This is a genomic window from Bradyrhizobium sp. Ai1a-2 (assembly GCF_000426245.1).
Classification (GTDB): Bacteria; Pseudomonadota; Alphaproteobacteria; order Rhizobiales; family Xanthobacteraceae; genus Bradyrhizobium.
This window is the reverse complement of the sequence record NZ_AUEZ01000001.1, coordinates 88,629-106,648: the sequence shown is the minus strand read 5'-3', so window position 1 is coordinate 106,648 and position 18,020 is coordinate 88,629. Positions and strand designations below refer to the sequence as shown.

The 18,020-nt window shown below is 61.9% G+C and carries 17 protein-coding genes; 8 read left to right on the top strand and 9 right to left on the bottom strand.

Annotation, left to right across the window (positions count from 1 at the left end; all coding sequences use genetic code 11):
• Positions 1–8: 8 nt before the first annotated feature.
• Positions 9–1,148 carry an acyl-CoA dehydrogenase family protein gene (locus tag K288_RS0100540; RefSeq protein ID WP_027577832.1) on the bottom strand — a complete coding sequence of 380 codons (1,140 nt, stop codon included), beginning with the start codon at positions 1,146–1,148 and terminating at the stop codon, positions 9–11.
• A gap of 20 nt (positions 1,149–1,168) precedes the next feature.
• Positions 1,169–2,350: an acyl-CoA dehydrogenase family protein gene (locus K288_RS0100535; protein ID WP_027577831.1), complete on the bottom strand. Its 1,182-nt coding sequence runs from the start codon at positions 2,348–2,350 to the stop codon at positions 1,169–1,171.
• A gap of 346 nt (positions 2,351–2,696) precedes the next feature.
• Here K288_RS0100535 and K288_RS0100530 point away from each other — a divergent pair, with 346 nt between their 5' ends.
• Both K288_RS0100530 and K288_RS0100525 read left to right on the top strand, forming a co-directional pair.
• Entirely contained in the window at positions 2,697–3,437 is a 741-nt protein-coding gene (locus K288_RS0100530; RefSeq protein WP_027577830.1) for an SDR family NAD(P)-dependent oxidoreductase, read from the top strand.
• Position 3,438: 1 nt separating this feature from the next.
• Positions 3,439–4,107: a glutathione S-transferase family protein gene (locus K288_RS0100525; protein ID WP_027577829.1), complete on the top strand. Its 669-nt coding sequence runs from the start codon at positions 3,439–3,441 to the stop codon at positions 4,105–4,107.
• 93 nt (positions 4,108–4,200) lie between these two features.
• Here K288_RS0100525 and K288_RS0100520 read toward each other — a convergent pair whose 3' ends face one another.
• Positions 4,201–5,400 (bottom strand): CoA transferase, encoded by a 1,200-nt coding sequence (locus tag K288_RS0100520; protein WP_027577828.1) that lies wholly within the window; start codon positions 5,398–5,400, stop codon positions 4,201–4,203.
• Positions 5,401–5,451: 51 nt separating this feature from the next.
• Positions 5,452–6,087, bottom strand: coding sequence for a 2-hydroxychromene-2-carboxylate isomerase (locus K288_RS0100515; RefSeq protein WP_027577827.1), 636 nt, complete (start codon positions 6,085–6,087; stop codon positions 5,452–5,454).
• Positions 6,088–6,278: 191 nt separating this feature from the next.
• On the opposite strand from K288_RS0100515, the gene K288_RS0100510 reads away from it, so the two are divergent.
• Positions 6,279–7,127 carry a VOC family protein gene (locus K288_RS0100510; protein ID WP_027577826.1) on the top strand — a complete coding sequence of 283 codons (849 nt, stop codon included), beginning with the start codon at positions 6,279–6,281 and terminating at the stop codon, positions 7,125–7,127.
• 17 nt (positions 7,128–7,144) lie between these two features.
• Here K288_RS0100510 and K288_RS0100505 read toward each other — a convergent pair whose 3' ends face one another.
• The gene (locus K288_RS0100505; protein WP_027577825.1) at positions 7,145–8,764 is read right to left on the bottom strand and encodes an AMP-binding protein; all 1,620 of its coding nucleotides are present in this window, start codon (positions 8,762–8,764) and stop codon (positions 7,145–7,147) included.
• 60 nt (positions 8,765–8,824) lie between these two features.
• On the opposite strand from K288_RS0100505, the gene K288_RS44150 reads away from it, so the two are divergent.
• Positions 8,825–9,391: a PadR family transcriptional regulator gene (locus K288_RS44150; protein ID WP_244442997.1), complete on the top strand. Its 567-nt coding sequence runs from the start codon at positions 8,825–8,827 to the stop codon at positions 9,389–9,391.
• Positions 9,392–9,433: 42 nt separating this feature from the next.
• Here K288_RS44150 and K288_RS0100495 read toward each other — a convergent pair whose 3' ends face one another.
• Complete coding sequence (locus K288_RS0100495; protein WP_027577824.1) at positions 9,434–9,997, bottom strand: DUF2478 domain-containing protein; 564 nt, start codon at positions 9,995–9,997, stop codon at positions 9,434–9,436.
• A gap of 189 nt (positions 9,998–10,186) precedes the next feature.
• Here K288_RS0100495 and K288_RS0100490 point away from each other — a divergent pair, with 189 nt between their 5' ends.
• Entirely contained in the window at positions 10,187–10,564 is a 378-nt protein-coding gene (locus K288_RS0100490; protein ID WP_027577823.1) for a hypothetical protein, read from the top strand.
• A gap of 135 nt (positions 10,565–10,699) precedes the next feature.
• Here the strand turns inward: K288_RS0100490 and K288_RS0100485 are convergent, their stop codons facing one another.
• The 3 genes from K288_RS0100485 to K288_RS0100475 form a co-directional block, all read right to left on the bottom strand.
• On the bottom strand, positions 10,700–11,068 hold the full coding sequence (locus tag K288_RS0100485; protein WP_027577822.1) for a winged helix-turn-helix domain-containing protein: 369 nt from the start codon (positions 11,066–11,068) through the stop codon (positions 10,700–10,702).
• 234 nt (positions 11,069–11,302) lie between these two features.
• Positions 11,303–12,298 (bottom strand): hypothetical protein, encoded by a 996-nt coding sequence (locus K288_RS0100480; RefSeq protein ID WP_027577821.1) that lies wholly within the window; start codon positions 12,296–12,298, stop codon positions 11,303–11,305.
• A 258-nt stretch (positions 12,299–12,556) separates the two neighbouring features.
• Positions 12,557–13,132 carry a heme-binding protein gene (locus tag K288_RS0100475; RefSeq protein WP_201449625.1) on the bottom strand — a complete coding sequence of 192 codons (576 nt, stop codon included), beginning with the start codon at positions 13,130–13,132 and terminating at the stop codon, positions 12,557–12,559.
• A 181-nt stretch (positions 13,133–13,313) separates the two neighbouring features.
• Here K288_RS0100475 and K288_RS0100470 point away from each other — a divergent pair, with 181 nt between their 5' ends.
• From K288_RS0100470 to K288_RS49340, 3 genes are all read left to right on the top strand, one after another.
• A complete protein-coding gene (locus tag K288_RS0100470; RefSeq protein ID WP_027577819.1) occupies positions 13,314–13,529 on the top strand; it encodes a dodecin family protein in 216 nt (71 codons plus the stop codon).
• A gap of 259 nt (positions 13,530–13,788) precedes the next feature.
• The gene (locus K288_RS0100465; RefSeq protein WP_027577818.1) at positions 13,789–14,934 is read left to right on the top strand and encodes a GGDEF domain-containing protein; all 1,146 of its coding nucleotides are present in this window, start codon (positions 13,789–13,791) and stop codon (positions 14,932–14,934) included.
• Positions 14,935–15,809: 875 nt separating this feature from the next.
• Positions 15,810–18,020, top strand: coding sequence for a hypothetical protein (locus tag K288_RS49340; protein WP_051334247.1), 2,211 nt, complete (start codon positions 15,810–15,812; stop codon positions 18,018–18,020).

The window sequence follows — 18,020 nt, the reverse complement described above, 5'->3', positions numbered from 1 at the left end:
TCTTCTCGTCAGGCCGCCGCATCGAGCTGCGCGTAGCGCAGGACGTGGAAGGCGGGATCGCCGAACTGGATGTTGATGGATGAAATCCGCTTGAAGTAATGGCCGACATTGAGCTCGTCGGTCATGCCCATGCCGCCGTGAAGCTGCACCGCCTGATCGGCCACGAACTTCGCCGCGTAGCCGATCTTCGACTTGGCGCCGGACGCAAGCCGCGACCGCCCCGCCTCGTTCGATGCAAGGCTGAGGTTGAGATGCTGCATCAGGGAGAGCGCCTCCTGATGCGCGATGAACATGTCGACCATCCGGTGCTGCAGCACCTGGAACGAGCCGAGCGTCGCGCCGAACTGCTTCCGCGTCTTGCTGTATTCAAGCGTCGCCGCGTTCAGTTCTCCAATCGCGCCGACAGTTTCCGCGCAGAGCGCGCCGATGGCCCTGTCACGGCAAGCTTCGAGCGCAGCAACGCCCTCGCCTTCCCGTCCCAGCATCTGGCTCGCCGGCACCGAAACATTCATCAGCGCGACCTCGGCGGCACGCCGGCCGTCGATGGTCCTGAAACCCTGGAGATGAAGGTTCGGGGAATGGCGATCGACGACGAACAGGCTGACGCCGTTGCGATCGCGCCGCTCTCCCGAGGTTCGAGCGGAGACGATCAGACTGTCCGCCCACGGCGCAGCCACGACCGCTGCCTTGGTGCCGCTGAGCACGTAGCTACCACCTTCGCGGCGAGCGGTGGTAGAGACATGGCCGAGATCGTAACGCGAGCGGCCTTCGGACCAGGCCAGCGCCCAGACCTTTTCTCCGGACATGATATCAGGGAGATAGGTGGCCTGCTGAGTCGCCGAGCCGATGTCTTCGATCAGGCCCCCGGCGAGGACGACGGTCTCGAAGAACGGCTCGACCAGAAGGTGCCTGCCGAACTCCTGCATCATGATCATGGTGGCCAGCGGCCCGCCCCCGAGCCCGCCGACCTCCTCGGAGAATGGCGCGGCGAGCAGACCGAGTTCTGCGAAGGACGACCAATGTTTGCGGCTCCAGCCCTCCTCGCTCGCGACGATCTTGCGGCGTGCGTCGAAATCGTACTGATCGCGCAACAGGCGCTGCACGCTGGACCGCAACAGCTCCTGCTCTTCCGTGAACTGGATGTCCATTCCGATGGCTCCCTGCGAAGCTAGAGTCCAAGTACGGCCTTGGCGATGATGTTGCGCTGGATCTCGTTCGAGCCGCCGTAGATGGAGAGCTTGCGCGAGTTGAGATATTTTTCCGACGCGGTGTGCCCGTAGTCCGGTCCGGGCATGAAATGGTTGGCACTCACGGGATGCTCGCGGATCGCGAGTCCGTAATTGCCGATCGCGCGATGCGTCAGTTCGGTGATGTCCTGGAAGATCTCGGTACCCCTGATCTTGAACAGCGACGCCGCAGGGCCGGGATCGATGCCGCGCGCCATCTGCGCGACGATGCGAAGCTCGGTCGCCTCCAGCGCCAGCACGTCGAGCTCGATGCGGGCGATATCCCTGACGAATTCGAGATGGGCCGGATCGTCTTCGGGAATCTCGGCCTTCACGATTTTCTTGAGCCGTTCCAGATAGCGCGTCGAGCGGCCGATGCCGGCCATGCTGGTGCGCTCATTGCCGAGCAGGAACTTGGCGTAAGTCCAGCCCTTGTTCTCTTCCCCGATCAGATTGGCGACGGGCACGCGGACGTTTTCAAGGAAAACGTCATTCACCTCATGGCTGCCGTCGATCGTGATGATCGGGCGCACGGTGACGCCCGGCGACTTCATGTCGATCAAAAGAAACGAGATGCCGGATTGCGGTTTCGCGCTCGTGTCGGTGCGTACCAGGCAGAAGATCCAGTCTGCGTGTTGCGCGAGCGTGGTCCAGGTCTTGTGGCCATTGACGATATAGTGGTCGCCCTCGCGCACCGCCTTGGTACGGACGGAGGCGAGATCGGAGCCTGAGCCGGGCTCCGAATAGCCCTGGCACCACCAGTCCTCGCCGGAAAGGATGCGCGGCAGGAATCTCTTCTTCTGCGCCTCATTGCCGAAGGTGTAGATCACCGGACCGACCATGGTGACGCTGAACGCGAGCGGCGGCAGTGTTCCGGCCCGCGTGGTCTCCTGCTCGAAGATGAAGCGCTTGGTGATCGACCAGCCCGGGCCGCCATATTCCTTTGGCCAGAGCGGCGCGATCCAACCCTTTTTGTGGAGGATGCGGTGCCAGAGCAGCATCTGCTCCTTGGTGAGGTCGGTTTCCGGATTGGGGACGCACATCTCCGCCGGATAGTTTTCCGCGATGAAGGCGCGCACCTCATCGCGAAACGCAGTTTCTTCAGGAGAAAGCACCAACTCCATCAAACAGCGCTCCTACCGGATTTCATCGAAGTGAACGGATCCGGGTTCCATAGCGGGCGACGCCGACCTTGTGGCTTCGCCGCAGCCAAGTATCTCTGGCAAATTTGCCACCTCAGACCTCCCCGACAGATATCCGGCCGCTCGTGAGGCGACCTGATCAAGGCCGGCATCTAACGTTCTTTTTTAGAACTCGTCAATCGCAAATCTTTGCGAGCGAGCAGTGCCTCGAAGAGGAGATGTAACACCGGTAGCTCAAATGTCAGTGCGCACTCGAATATTTCCATTTACATCGCGCTTGTCGCTTTCTAATAATCCGGTACCAAATAAGAACTGTCCGGAGGAGAGGATGACAGAACGCCGCGGGGTCGCGATATTGGTCGGCGCAGGCGACGCCATCGGGGCCGCCGTCGCGCGGCGCTTCGCAAAGGGTGGCTACATCGTCTGCATCTGCCGTCGCGATGGCGCCAAATCGCAGGACCTGGTTGACGAGTTGAAAGCCGCCGGCCATGAGGTCCACGCGCTCAGCGTCGACGCCAGGCAGGAGACGGAAGTCCAGGATTTGTTCGCCCGCGTCGAAAAAGAGATCGGCCCGATCGAGGTCTGCCTCTTCAACGCCGGCTCGAACGTCAACAAGCCGCTGCTCGAAACCACCGAGAAACTGTTCTTCAAGGCCTGGGAGCTGGCCTGCTACGCCGGATTCCTGGTCGGCCGCGAGGCGGCGCGCTACATGGTGCCGCGCGGCCGCGGCACCATCTTCTTCACCGGCGCAACCGCAAGCATCCGTGGCGGCACCGGCTTTGCCGCCTTCTCATCGGCGAAATTCGCACTGCGCGCGGTTGCGCAGGCGATGGCGCGCGAGCTCGGGCCGAAGAACGTCCATGTCATGCATCTCATCATCGACGCCGGTGTCGACAGCCCTTCCATCCATGAGCGCATGAAAGCCCGTGGCATCGAGGCGAGCGCGATTCCACCCGACAGCCTGACCAAGACCTCGTCGATTGCAGAAGCCTATTGGTTCGCGCATCAACAAACGCGGGACGGCTGGACGCATGAGCTCGACCTGCGTCCCTCGGTGGAGAAATGGTGAGATGGCCGCGCCGGAGCTGACACTCTGGGGCGTGGGAACGAGCCGAACAATCCGACCGCACTGGGCCATGCACGAGCTTGGCCTCGCCTACCAGACGCGGCCGATCGGTCCCCGCACCGGCGAGACCAAGACCGAGCAATATACCGCGCTCAATCCGCGGCAGAAGATTCCGCTGCTACAGGACGGCGATTTCAGCATCGGCGAGAGTGCCGCGATTGTCGCCTATCTGTCGCGGACCTATTCGACGCCGGAGCGTTCGTTGATTCCGGAGAGCCAGCGCGATTACGCCGCCTGGCTCGAATGGTGCTTCTTCATCGTAGCCGAGCTCGATTCGACGAGCCTCTATGTCATGCGGCGGCACAGCGCCGATGCGCTCGGCCACATCTACGGGGTCGCGCCTGATGTCGTGGCGCAGGCCGCGGAATATTTCCGCCAGCAGTCGCGCCACGTCGAGGTGGCGCTCGCCGACGGCCGCCAATTCCTGATGGGCGATCGGTTCACCAGCGCCGACATCCTGCTCACCACCTGCCTCGACTGGGCGATCGCCTACGGCGTAGGCATCTCCGACCACGCTCATCCCTATCTTGAGCGCATGCATCAGCGGGAGGCGTATCAGCGCGGCCAGGCCGCAAACAAGCCGCTCGCCCCAGTCACACCGCCGAAGGGCTGAGCAGTCAAGCGCGAGGCACGGTTCTCCCTCTCCCCGTCCTTCACGGGGAGAGGGAGAGAGCGTCCCACTCGTCGCTTATTGATTGCGCGGCCCCTACACCGCGACCCGCACCGCCTTCTCGCTGACCATCCGATCGATCGCGGCATCGTCGTAGCCGAGTTCGCGCAGCACCTCGCGCGAGTGCTCGCCGACGCGGGGCGCCGGTCCGCCGATCGACGCCTCGTTGACTTCGAAGCGCGCCGCCGGCTTCGGCTGCCGCACGCGCCCGACCTTAGGCTGCTCGAATTCGGTGATGATCTCGCGCGCCACCACCTGCTCGTTGTGGATGATCTCGCCGCGGCGCAGGATCGGCGCGCAGGGAACATCGGCGGCATCGAGCCGCTCCAGCCATTCGGCCGTGGTGTGCTGCGCGATGTATTCGGCCATCTTGTTGATCCGCGCGGTCGCATTCACCGAGCGCGCGGATGGCGTCGCAAAGCGTGGATCCTTGGCCAGCTCCGGATCGCCGGTGGCGCGGCAAAACCCCTGCCATTCCGAATCCGAAATCGTGCCGGCGGTGATGTAGCCGTCGCTGGTCTTGAACACGAGATCGGGCCGGTCGTTGGGATCGGCGGCGGTCTCCTCGGCGCCGACCACCGTGTATTGCATCATGCCTTCCGGCCAAAGATAGGAGATCATCACATCCAGCATCGCAACGCGGATGTGATCGCCCTGCCCGGTCTTCTCGCGCGCATAAAGCGCGGCCGCTACCGCCTGCGCAGTCATGACCGCGGTGGTCTTGTCGCAGACGATGGTGCGGATCATCTGCGGACGGTTGGTGACGGGCTGCGACTGGATGTCGGCGAAGCCCGATAATCCCTGGATGATCGGATCGTACACTCGTTTCTTCACATAGGGCCCGGTCTCGCCGACCCCGCTGATCGACACATAGATCAGCCGCGGATGACGCTTGCGCAGTTCATCCGCGCCAAGGCCGAGGCGCTCCATGGTGCCGGGCCGGAAATTCTGCACCAGCACATCGGCCTGCGCGACGAGCTTGGCCAGCACCTCGCGACCGGCCTCGCTCTTGACGTCGATTGCGAGCGAGCGCTTGCCGCGGTTGGAGGAAATGAACAGCGCCGAGAACTCGCCGGACTTGTCGATGGTGGCGCGGCTGCGGCGGGTGATGTCCCCGCCGACCGGTTCGATCTTGAGAACATCGGCGCCCTGGTCGGCGAGGAACATGGTCGCGAACGGCCCCGACACCACGCCGGTCAGATCCAGTACGCGTACGCCATTAAGTGGGCCCGGCATCACGTTCTCCTTTATTTGTTCGGCGATCTCCGGCCCGCCGCGGTCCGCTGCTTACGCGCTCTTCGCCAACTGCCTTGTCTGTTCGACAATGGATTCCTCGACCTCGCGAAGCTGGTCCTTGCCGAAGAACATCTCGTTGCCGACGAAGAAGGTCGGCGAGCCGAAGGCGCCGCGATTGACCGAGTCTGCCGTCAGGTCGATCAGCCGCTTCTTGACGTCGTCCTGCTGCGCCCGTGCGATCAGCCTGTCGGCGTCCAGGCCGGAGGATTTGAGCGCGGCGCGAACCACTTCGACGTCATCCATCTTCTTCGGCTCCTCCCACATGTGATGGAAGGCCGCACGGAAATACGGCTCGAACACGCCTTCGAACTGCGCGGCGACGGCGCCGCGCATCAGCATCAAGGTAATGACCGGGAAGAACGGGTTCGGGCGATAGGTCGTGATGTCGTGGCGGCGGATGAAGCGCTCGGTCTCCAGCGCCATGTATTCCGGCTTGTTCTTGATGCCGCGCAGCGAATCCGCCGGCGACATGTTGCCGGTCGCCTTGAAAATTCCACCGAGCAGGACCGGCACATAGTCGAACTTCACGCCGGTGCGCTGTTCGATCGAGGGAATGACAAGTTCCGCCAGATAGGCGTTCGGGCTGCCGAAATCGAAATGGAATTCAACCTTCAGGGGATTTCCCACCGGCCTCTCCTCGTGAGCATCCGTTATTCTCCGCCTGTCATGTGCAGGCGACCTGTAGCCATGCCCTGGCTGGCCCTCGTCATACAGTTCCAAAAATGAACTGTCAATTCTCGGGATCATCCAATATGCTGCCGTAGGCCGAAGCTCGATGCAGTTTGCAACGGAGCCGACCTCTCCCGGGAGCGCTTTTCATGATCACGACCCTCGACCACACCAGCGTCCTGGTTCACGATCTCGACACCGGCATTGCCGCCTATCGCGAGGTGCTCGCCAGGGAGCCGGCATTTCGCGTCAGAACTGATGGCGCCGAAAGCGCGCTTTTCATTTTGGACAATGCCACGCTTCGGGTCACGGCGCCCAACGGCGAAGGCGCGCTCGGCGCGCGCATCCGCGCCGATCTTGCCGAGAGCGGCGAAGGCCTGTGGTGTCTGGACTTTGCGGTCGAGGATATCGAAAAGAGCTATCGGCGATTGCGACGTATCTCGCTTCAGCCGGACGAAGTCGCTGACATCACGTTCAGCGATCTTGCGGCCGGCGCGACGCTCTCCTGGAAACGGAGCGGCTTGCCGGCCGAACAATCGCACGGCGTGCCGATCGCTTTCAGCAAGCGTCTATCCGAAGCAGCGCGCTCCACGGCGACAGCACCGGCCACCGTTCGCAGGATGGACCTGGTCGTGGTTGCGACCGACGAGCCGGAACGCGCGATGGCGCTCTACGGCGCGCGTCTCGGGCTCGACCTGATCTTCGACCGCACGGATGCGAAGAACAAAAGCCGGTTGATGCAGTTTGCCTGCGGCGACATGCTGATCGAAGTCGTCCACCGCCCGGCCGAGAACGAGGCGCGCAAGGCGGACCACCTCTGGGGCATCGCCTGGTCGGTTGACGACGCCGATGCCGCGCGCGAGCGGCTACTGCGCGCGGGCCGCAACGTGTCCGACGTCAAGGCCGGTGCCAAGCCGGGAACGCGCGTCTTCACGCTCCGCGACGGAACATGCAACGTCCCCACCCTCTTCGTGCAGCATCTTCCGCGAGAGTCGTAGGCGAGCTGCCGCGTCCCTCACGAAGAAGGCGAATTATCCGCCATATAGAGATCGCGGAGCACGAATTTCTGTATCTTGCCGGATGCGGTTTGCGGAAACTGTTCGACGACCCGCCAGACGCGCGGGACCTTGTAGGACGCGAGCCGCTGCCGGCAGAACTCCATCAGTTCCTCGTCGGACGCCACGTGGCCCGGCTTGATCTGGATGAAAGCGACGGGCACCTCGCCCCAGTCGCGATCGGGCATGCCGACCACCGCGGCACCGAGGATCGCCGGATGGGTATAGAGCAGATCCTCGATCTCGCGCGGATAGATGTTCTCGCCGCCGCGGATGATCATGTCGCGATGGCGACCCTGCACGCGGCAATAGCCGTGCTCGTCGAGGCTTCCGAGATCGCCGGTGTGCAGCCACCCTTCCGCGTCGATCGCCGACCGCGTCGCGGCAGGATCGTCGAAATAATCCTTCATGATCGAATAGCCCCGCGCGCAGATTTCACCGATCTCGCCGCGTGGCAGGGTCTCGCCGGTCTTGGGATCGACGATCTTGATTTCGGTCTGTGGCAACGGTCGGCCCACCGTCGAGATCCAGTCGGGATGCGGATCATCCGGCAGCGTATGCGTGAGATAGGGCGAGGCTTCGGTCTGTCCGAACCCGATCGCGACTTTCACGCCGCGCTCCAGCGCGCGCCGCACCAGTTCCGGCGGAACCGGCGCGCCGCCGAGCGTCACCAGGCGCCAGGACGACAGGTCGCGGTCGCCGATATCAGGAGAGTCGAGCATGCGAATGAGCATCGTGGGCACGCAGATCGTGATGGTGCCGCGCTCTTCCTCGAACAGGCTGAGCATCAGCTCGGGATCGTAGCCCGGCGGCAGCACCTGCGTTCCGCCGGTCTGCAACGCGCCGAGCGTGCAGAGGCCGCATCCCGCGGTGTGAAACATCGGCATCGGGTTGACCAAGATGTCGTTGTCATCAGCGCCGATGGTGCGCGCGTAGATGCGTCCATTGTTGGCGAGGTTGCGATGGGTCAGGCGGGCGCCCTTCGGCCTGCCTGTCGTGCCCGACGTGTACTGGATCTGCGCAACGTCGGCGGCGGTCACCTCCGGCAGCGGCGCCGCCGGATCACCGCCGGCGATGAACTCCGGCCACCCCGACAAGGCAATGACCTCGCGAAGATCTGGCAGCGTGTTCCGCACCGCCTCGACCGTGCCGACAAGGTCGCGGTTCCGGTAGACGTCCTGCACGATGACGCCGTTGGCGCGTGACTGTTTCAGGACGAAGGCGAGTTCCTCGCCAAGATAAGCAGGATTGACGGTGACGAGTGTCACGCCAGCGAGCGCGGCGCCGAATTCGACCAGCACCCATTCCGGCACATTGGCCGCCCAGATCGCGACATGTTCGCCCGGAGCAAAGCGCCGCAGCAGCGCGCGCGCCACCTTCTCGGATTCCGCCAGTAATTGCTCGAACGTCCAGCGGCGTCGCGCATCTTTCTCCGCGATGCCTTCGATCAAAGCGAGCCGGATCGGCCATGTCGCAGCCGACTTGCGCAGTGCGTCGCCGATTGAAATGTCGAAGACCGGCTCGGTCGCCTCCGCCGGCAGGTACGACAGCGAGGATGGGATGCTGCGAATCTCGGGCATAACACTCCTCTGCGGCTCTCATGGCTGCTATAGTCCATTTAGTATGGTATGAATCGGACCATGTCAAATCACGCTGCTGTTTCAGCCCAATCCGACATCCGGCTCGGCCCGGTATCCTGCCTGGTGCTGGGCCTCATCGGCCTGCGCGGCCCTTCGACACCGTACGATCTCAAGAAGGCGATCGGCCGTTCGGTCAGCTATTTCTGGCCCTTCCCGCATTCGCAGCTTTATGGCGAGCCGGAACGATTGGAGGCCGCGGGGCTCTTGTCATGCCAGACCGAGAGCAGCGGCCGCCGTCGCAAGCTCTACAAGCTGACGAAAAAGGGCGACGCGGCGCTGAAGAAATGGCTGAAGACCCCGCCCGACACGGTCTTTGAAATGCGCGACATCGCAGTGTTGCAGCTCTTCTTCAGTGAGTTCATGAGCGAGGAGGATCTGGTGCGGCTGGCGCTCAGCCAGGCCAAGCTCTATCGCGAACGGCTCGCCACCTACGCCGAAATCGAGAAGACCTATGCAGGCAGGATGGGACGCAATCGCCGGATGGCGTCGCTGTATCTCGGCATCCGCATGGCGAAGGCATGCCTGGAGTTCTGGGAGGACATCGCGGCGCGACCGCCCTCCCCGTGATATCGGTGCTGCTGCGCCTGGCGCAGCTTCCGTCCGATCACGTCACTTCAACACTTCGCAAACCGTCCGGTGTTCGGCGGCCGCGGGCCTCGGATATCGCGCCGAGACATTGTTCCACCATGCATCAAGCGCATCGCGGTCGCAGCGGAGGCGGACGCTCATGCCGTCGGCGAACTTGATCCAATGGGCAAAGCGGTGGCTGGGCACTGCGATCACGACCGGGATATCCGCGCTGAGCGCACGCTCGACCAAATAGCAAAGGCCCTTGCCCTCGCATTCCTGCCGGCCGAAGCGGTTGACGATCAGCACGTCGGCGCCGCGATCGATCGCCGCAGCGATCCGCTCGCCCGCGTCGAGCAACTGGCCGACGTCGAGGCGGCAGCCGGCCGAGCAACTGCCGAGGTCCTGGAACAGCTGCAGCTCTTCGCCGGTATGGACCAGCATGGCCGAGAGACCGGCATCGAGGCAGTGATGGCCGAGCTGGACAATGCCGACGGCGCGATATCCCGCTTTGTTCAGGCCAGCAGCGAAATCGCGCAGGATCTCGTCGGGGTCCTGATGCTGCTCATACACGAGCGCAGCAAGATCGCATTGGGAGTCGAACATGGGGGGCCTCATCTCCATTTGCGACGGGCCCCCGGCCCGGGCTCCGTTATATCCATCACCATATCACGTCCCGGCGGTTGCCAGCCATACCCGGGACGCGGCGTGGCAGGGTCAAAAAGACGGGCTGGACGGCCGGGATCGCACCGATATATCTTCGTGAATATAACGGATATTTGTTCGGAGCCTCTGATGCAGATCGACCCGAAGGCCCTGACGACGTGCGAAGTCGCCGCCGATGGCGGCGTTTCGCTTGGCTTCGTCGATTCCGCCGGCAATCCCTCAACCCTGCGGCTTTCGCTGAACCAGGTCGGCACGCTGGTGATGACCTTGCCGGGATTACTCGACAAGGCGCTGCAGCGCCGCTACGGCGACGGCAGCCTGCGCTACGCCTATCCGCTGGACTCCTGGATGGTCGAGCAATCGAGCGATCCGAGCGTGCGCATGGTGACGCTGCGGACGGTGGACGGGTTCAGCGTCTGCTTCTCGGTTCTCCGCGAGCAGCAGAGCCTGTTGGGAGAAGCGATCGCGGCCGAACCGCAGCCAGGTGCGACGCTGCGCGCAAACTAGAGCATGATCCGGAAAAGTGGAAACCGGTTTTCCCTCGCGACAAACGCGAAGCGTTTGCGCGGAGATCATGCTCAAACTCATGCTCAAACAAAGAGATGAGATCATGATCCGTCTGATCGGGTCATGATCTAGGCATCACGCCTTGCGGGCGATATCGGTCTGCAATGCCACCAGTTCCTTGCGCACCGCGCTCGCGGCATCGCGTTCGATCTTGCGGTAGCGCGCCACCAGGGAAAGGCCGAACGGCGTCAGCACCGCGCCACCGCCATTCTTGCCGCCAGTCTGCCGCTCGACCGCCGGATGCCGGCAGATGCGGTTGATCTCGTCGACCAGGTCCCACGCCCGCTTGTAGGACATCTCCATGGCGCGCCCGGCCGCGGAAATCGAACCGCAATCGCGGATTTGCTCGAGCAACTGGATCTTGCCGGGCCCGATCCTCTCGTCGCTATCGAGATCGATGCGAACGCTCAAATGTGGAAGCGATTTGGCGCCCGGTTTTGACATGTAGAATCCGTCGGTTGCGTCTATTCCCTAGAATGCCATTGAAGCTTTTCACGGACAAGATGAGCGCCGGCCGATAACGCCGCAGTCGGCGTCGGCCGGCGCGTCTCTCCTACACGACAGCAACCAGCGCGTTTTCGAGCGAAGGGCACCGGTTCGCGGGAAGAAAACGCGTCAAAACAAGAATCTAGAGTCTCGGTTCTGATTCAAGTCAGAACCGAGACTCTAGCTCACGTGTTACTTTAACGGAACTGGCGTGATCGCGAATGGACCGGGATCCTTGCCCTTGTTGGGACCGAGCAGGTAGGACAGCTTGCCCTCGGCGATCCATCCGGTGTTGCCGACCTGGGTCACCGAAACAGGCTCGGCCAGGCCGTCCTTGATCACGTCGACCTTGGCCTCATCGCCCGTCACCGTGACCTTGTCGAGCCGGCCGGCGCCTTCGACCAGCAGGAAGTCGCCGCCGAACGCACGCATCGCATCCGCGTGATCCAGCGGACGGGACGGCTTCAACTCGGTGATCTCCCCCGCTTTGCCATCCTTGACCGCGATCCTGAACAGTTTGGCGGGAATGAAGGTCGTGACGTAGAGATGGCCGTCCGATCCGACCGCGATGCCGTCGAGCCCGACCCCGTCCTTTGCCGGTGCCAGCAGCGGATCGGTCGCCCACACGTCGAGCGCCGTGCCGCCCGGCTTCAGGCTGTAGACATAGGGCGCGAAGGAGTCGGTGACGTAAGCGGTTCCGTCGCCTCCGACCGCGATATCATTGCAAAGCGATTTCGGATCCTTGAGCTGAAAGCTCGCCTTCGGGGCGCCGGTGCCAAGGTCGAAGGTTTTCAGCCAGGCGCCCTTGGTCTCGCTCGGACCAGCAACGCCCGAGCCGCTCAAGTCGTTGGAGCAGACATACAAGGTACGGCTCTTTTCATCGGCGAGCACGCCAAGCACCGAGCGGCTGCCGCCCGCGCCGGGCGAGATGAACTGCTCCGTCTTTCCGCCAGGTGCGGCCTTTATGACGCCACCCTGGTTGAAGCTTCCGACATAGAGCGTGCCGTCGCTGGTGGCCGTGACGCTCTCCGGATGGCTCTTGTCGGGCACGCCGATCGGCGTCTCGGCACGCGCCGTGCCGAGCATGAGCAATATCAACCCGGCCGCGCCGAGCGCCCATGCATTGATGTTCTTGAGCAAGTCTCCCTGTCGCAGCGAGCAAAGGGCAACGCTGTCATTCTGCTTCATGTTTTGGTTCCTGATGGACGTGGGTGGACGAGGCAATGCCTCGAGGGGACGATCATCGATCGATGATCGCTCACTGCGCGTCCGCAGGACCGGAACTCCGTAGCTCTTCCGGCCCGGCTGTTCGCCCACGATATATAGCGCAACATACAACGATGTGAAAGCCGCCGCTTTCCGGGGAGCACTACACGCGCGTCTTCAGATGCTGTTTCGCATCGTTGCGACGCCGATGAGGCCGCGGCCTCATCCTCGCGCCTGGCACTATTTGCGGGTAACGGCCTCGATGCCCGCCTGGCAGACGACAGCGTCCTGCGCGCCCGCCCCTCCGCTGCATCCAATTGCGCCGATGACCTTGCCTTCGATGATGATCGGTATGCCGCCCGCCGATGCGACCAGCGTCGGATCGAGCGTCATCACATACGGATGGCCGGTTTCCATCAGATCGAACATGCCCTTGGTGTCGCGCCGAAAGCGCGCGGCGGTGCGCGCTTTGTTCTGGGCGATGGTCGGCGATGCCAACATGGTGTCGTCCATTTTCACGAAATAGGTCAGGTCGCCCGACGGCGACACGACCGCGATGGCCATCTTCCACCCGCGCTTGGACGCTTCCGCAAACGCGGCGTCCACCGCTTGTCGGGCAACATCCAACGAAATCGGCGTCCCATAGGGAATGTCGGCCGGCATCTTCTCGGGCACGCCGGGCGGGAGCGGCTGTGCCGATGCTGCGCTTGCGGTGACCACCGCGGCGCAGGCGATGATCCAAATTGCGAAACCATGGCGGAAGCCGAAAGGGACAAAGGCAAACATCCGTAACACCAGGAAACGCGGATAAGTCATGATAAAACCTCGGTTGTGGCCGCGAGATCAAAGCACAAGTTGAGATTGTTCCTCAAGCAGTCGAACGAGATGAGTCGCAGCCTTCGACGGTGGCGTCCTTTTCAACGCCGATATCGTGATGCTAGTTTCGACGGCGGCAGGGAGCGCCTGCTTCCTGCTTCATTCCGAACAGGAGGACGACATGCCTGAGAGCGTCTACAAGGTCATCGAACTGATCGGCACCAGCACCGAATCCTGGGAAAAGGCCGCGGCCAACGCGGTCGGGCAAGCCGCAAAAACTCTCCGAGATCTTCGCGTCGCCGAGGTCGTCAAACTCGATATGCAACTGGATGGCAAGGGGCAAGTCGAGGCCTATCGCGCCAAGCTCAACGTATCGTTCAAGTTCGAGGGCTCCTGACGTTTTCGCAACCTCGCCCCGCTCGCGGGGCGAGGTTGAGCTTGATCGCAATCCGCTCGACTTATGACCTCAATTCGAGGTTTCGGAATATCCAGTATCCTCCTCTTTTCGCTTACGAAATCCGCGGCACCAATTGGACGGTTTTCAACCGAAAGCGATAACCATTTGATTACCCTGCACTGCAAACGACTTGCCGCTCCCATCATTGGGTAACGATCCATGACGTATTAAGGCCCCGATCCCACCGCGGCCCGGCCTCATGCTTCTCGACCAGTTTTCGATCCTCGTCGCAATCGGCTTCTCGGGCGCGTCCCTCGGCCTCACCCTCTGCATGATGTGGGTCGTCGGAAAATCCGAGACCCACTTGCTGAGCTGGTCGATCGGCCTCGCCTTTATCGTCGCCGGAGTGGCGTTCTTTGGCAGCGTCATTGAAAGGTACGACGCCAATTTGCTGCTTGCGTCGTTCATGCTGCTTATTTTCGGCTTCGGACTGCTCTATGCAGGCTCAGCCAAGTTTTGCTCGAGGCGGTTCAATTGGCTCACTGCATTCACCGTTGCCGGCCTTGGCATTCTGTGCACGTCCGCCGCGTTCGCGATGGGCTATTCCGGCACCGGCACGATCTCTGCCAATCTGGCGATCGGCATGCTGCTCCTGCTGGCCGCCCTCCAATACTGGACCGCGCGCGCCGAATCGCCGCTCCTGATGGCGGCCAATGCGACGCTCTATCTGATAGCTTCGGCATCTTTTGTCGCCTGTGGCTACGCCCTCGCCGAACAAGGCCAGTTCGTCCTGACGGCTCGTCCGTCCAATTGGGCCGAAGACATCAATTCCATCGTCGTGATCGCCGGGTTGACCGGCATCGGCACATTATCGCTCACCCTCAATCAGGCGCGGATCGCAAACCGGCATAGGTCGGAAGCCATGACGGACGCCTTGACCGGACTCTTAAATCGCCGCGCGCTGTTCGATGGTCCGCCCGGCCAAGTCGCGGTTGGCACCGCTGTCGTGGCAATGGATCTGGACCACTTCAAGTCCATCAACGATCGGTTCGGACACGATTCCGGCGACCGGACGCTGAAAGCCTTTGCCGAGATCATCACGGCAAATATCCGTTCAGACGATCTGGCCGCGCGAATTGGCGGCGAAGAATTCTGCATCGTGATGTTGAACTCGAGTCCAAGGGCGTCGGCAGCCGTTGCCGAGCGCATAAGAGCACAGATCGAGGCAATGTCCGTCCCTACTCCCTTGGGACCCATCCGCGCGACCGTAAGCGGCGGAATTGCCTACGCCACCGGATCGGAGACGATCCACTCGCTGCTGATCCGGGCGGATGAAGCTCTCTATGAGGCGAAGACCTCCGGTCGCAACCGCGTTAAACTCTCGGACTTCGGATTGGCCGCCTAGGCCCTGCCGTCGCCACTCGAGGCGGCCCAGGCTTGGCGCGTTGCGCTAGCGCGTCATTTCAAGCGTGGACAAAACTGTTGCAGACGTAATCAACGACACCGCCACCTGCCGGCACAAGGCGTATGGACTCGGCTGCCTCGCGCTTGGTTGAAACGTTGTGAAAGAATGTTCCTTTAATCGGTCGATCGCTTCTCCATCTCCCTAGGTAACTCAACCGCCGTTGGCTTTCGTGTCCGATGGAGAAACCGAGTGGGCAGGTCCAAATTTTTCTCAGCCGCGCTGATCGGCGCGGCCATGTTCGCAACTCCCGCTCTGGCTCGCGAGAACTATGTTCACTCGCGGCACCTCACAGAGAACGCCGACGCAAATGCCATTATCGGCACGGGCTATAACGACTGGCGTCCCTGCTACGGTAGCCGCGCTAGCGATTTGCGTAGCGAGCTCTGCGGTTATGAAGGCCGCGATATGTGGGGCCACTGGGGCGGCTACTACGGGCCCATGGTTCACGCGCCTTGACGTGTTCGGCGTGCGAGACCTTTCGCTGCAATCACGTCGTGGGCTCACACACAAACGATGTCCGCTGCTAGCGGCAGAGCAGACCATGGCTGGGCAAGTCGGCTTGAACGATCGAAGGCCGCCAAGGGGCATCGTTCACCGAAGCAATGACGGTCTAAACGGAATTTCTCCGACAACTGTGGGCCACATCACACTCCCCGTTTTATTTCACGGTATATTTCGCTGAGTTGTTTGGGGCACGTGTGCGAACGACGCGCAGCGCCTGTCTCGATCGCGCACACCCGCATTCATTTGAGATCGCCTCGCCGAGAGGCAGCGCCGATGTCCAGCCGTCGGTTGGCTGTGTGGGAGTGTATGACATGACCATTTTCCGTGAGATCGTCACCAAGAGTGAGTGGATCATTGCGGTCCTGGCACTCTACGTGGTTGCCTGGTCGCGCTTCAACTCGCCGCCCACCAATCGGTCGGGCACGACCTTTGCGCTGTTCTTCCTCGGCGTTATTCTTTATTTCGCCCTGCTCATCCCGCTCTGGGGTCTGGTGATGATCGGACTTTTCCAGGGTAGCATTGGCTACGACTGGATCAGCAAGGCGACGACAGGGGTGAATCCGGAGGCGCAAGCCGCACTCGCTTTATATGCTCCAATCGTGGCCGCGCTCATCATCGTTGTTGCTTCGCAATTCCGTCAGGTGGCGAGAATCGATTCGGCCGCGCGGGCGTTCTGCATAAAGATAGCTGCGATTCCGCGCGAAGCCGATCGACTGGCGATCGAACTCGCGCAAGACGCGGGTTTTGAGCCGGCGGGAAAGCTTCGAGGTCAAATCACCAAAATCATTTCCGAGAATATCGGTGTGCGAGCGCTGGACTTCAGCAGGGATGGCGAGCTTCCTGCCCGCTTCACGCGGGCTATCGCGTTGTACAACCTGTTCGTCGGGCCCGGGAACAACGGCACAGTTCCTGAATTTGCCAGGAACGGATATAGCAAATCCGCCTACGCCAGGATCATGCAACAGGGTGAGGCGATAGCCGCTCGCGCAGATGCACGTTACGAAGACCTGATGCACACTGGCCTTGCGTTTTTCACATCTCTGCAACCAACCCGCGAATTGAAGGAAGCGTTGAATTGCAACATTGCGGAGGTTTCGAACCTTACTTGTAGCCTCGTCGCGCGCTATGTCCTTTTCTGCGAGATGACACACAATGGGCGACTTGAGCGCCTTAAGGACATGGGATTCGATGCTCACCCAACACCAAGGTTCGGACCGGATAAATGGGTAGCCACGATCCTGTTCGTAATCCTTCTGAGCGTCGGCATGATGATGTTCATGCCGGGGACGCGTCCGATCGGAATGGGAAAAGCTCTCATCATTGCAATCACCTTCGGCGTCTCGATGGGGTTCGCAGTCCTCGGAGCAATCGTGGTAGCGCAACGCTTCATAGAGCGCCACCAGGGAGACAAGACGGCGTTTCCGCCCATAGCCGAACTCATACTCGCGGCCCTGATCGTCGTGGGGCTGGCAATCGCCGTGCGGATCGGCATTCCGCTGGTGCCCGCATTGATGCAGGATCACGGATTTCAGGGGGTCTTCGCTCAGTTGGTTGAGCGTTTGCCAGGAATCATCACACCCTTCATTTGCACGATCTCACTTGGCCTTCTTTGTTCCTATCTGGGCTCCTTGGATTGGACTTGGTACCGCGCGTCGTTTTTCGGGGCGGTCGGCAACGGACTCGCACTCATGGGCGCGGGATGGCTGGTCGGATCACTCCTCGACGAAAACGTTCTGGCTCAGTTCTACGTGCATCCTGAACACGCGGTTCGAAACATACTACTGAGCACGGGGCTGACTGGCTTCAGCGTCGGCGCCATGGTTCTCGCGATGTTCAATAGGTCCGAGCGCATACGCAAAGATGCCGCCGAGAACGCCGCCAAATATCCGCCCGCGACTATTCAGGCGCCCTTGATTGCTGACGATTCCGAGGCCGCATCGCCGTCCGGATCCGAGGCTGCGCATGATCTCGGCCGCTACACCCGCGCAAGCGTCGAGGCTTTGGAAGGGCGTTATGTGTGTTTCCGGCCAGCCTTCTCTTCCGCTGAGGTCATCAATGCCTACTTGATAGCTGTTCATTGGGACGAGACAGAATCGTGCCTCATGTTTGAGGAGCGTGAACGTGTCGATGCCGGACACACGCAAAGAGGTCGAGTCTACGTCCCGGACGGCCGGCCGTTCATCAGCTTCGTCACGGTCGAAAAGGGGGCGATGCGCCTGATCATGGTATCTCGCCCCGAAGGTAACGAGCCCGCCCGCGGCCTGGTCACAACGTTATCAAACCCTGCTGGTGCACGTTTCACGCCGGCGAGCGCTCCGATTGTGCTCAGGCGTGTCGCTGACCAAACCCCTCAGCTTGGCTTCATTCAGCCCGGTGCACCTGACTACGAAGCTTACCGGCGAGAACTCGAGATGGTGATACCCGCGTTCGGCTTCTTCGCCACGTCTCCCCCGCCAAATTCGGGCATCGAACCACCGCCCGTCGGAACGACGCAGGAGGTTCGCCTGTCCATCGTAAGGTGA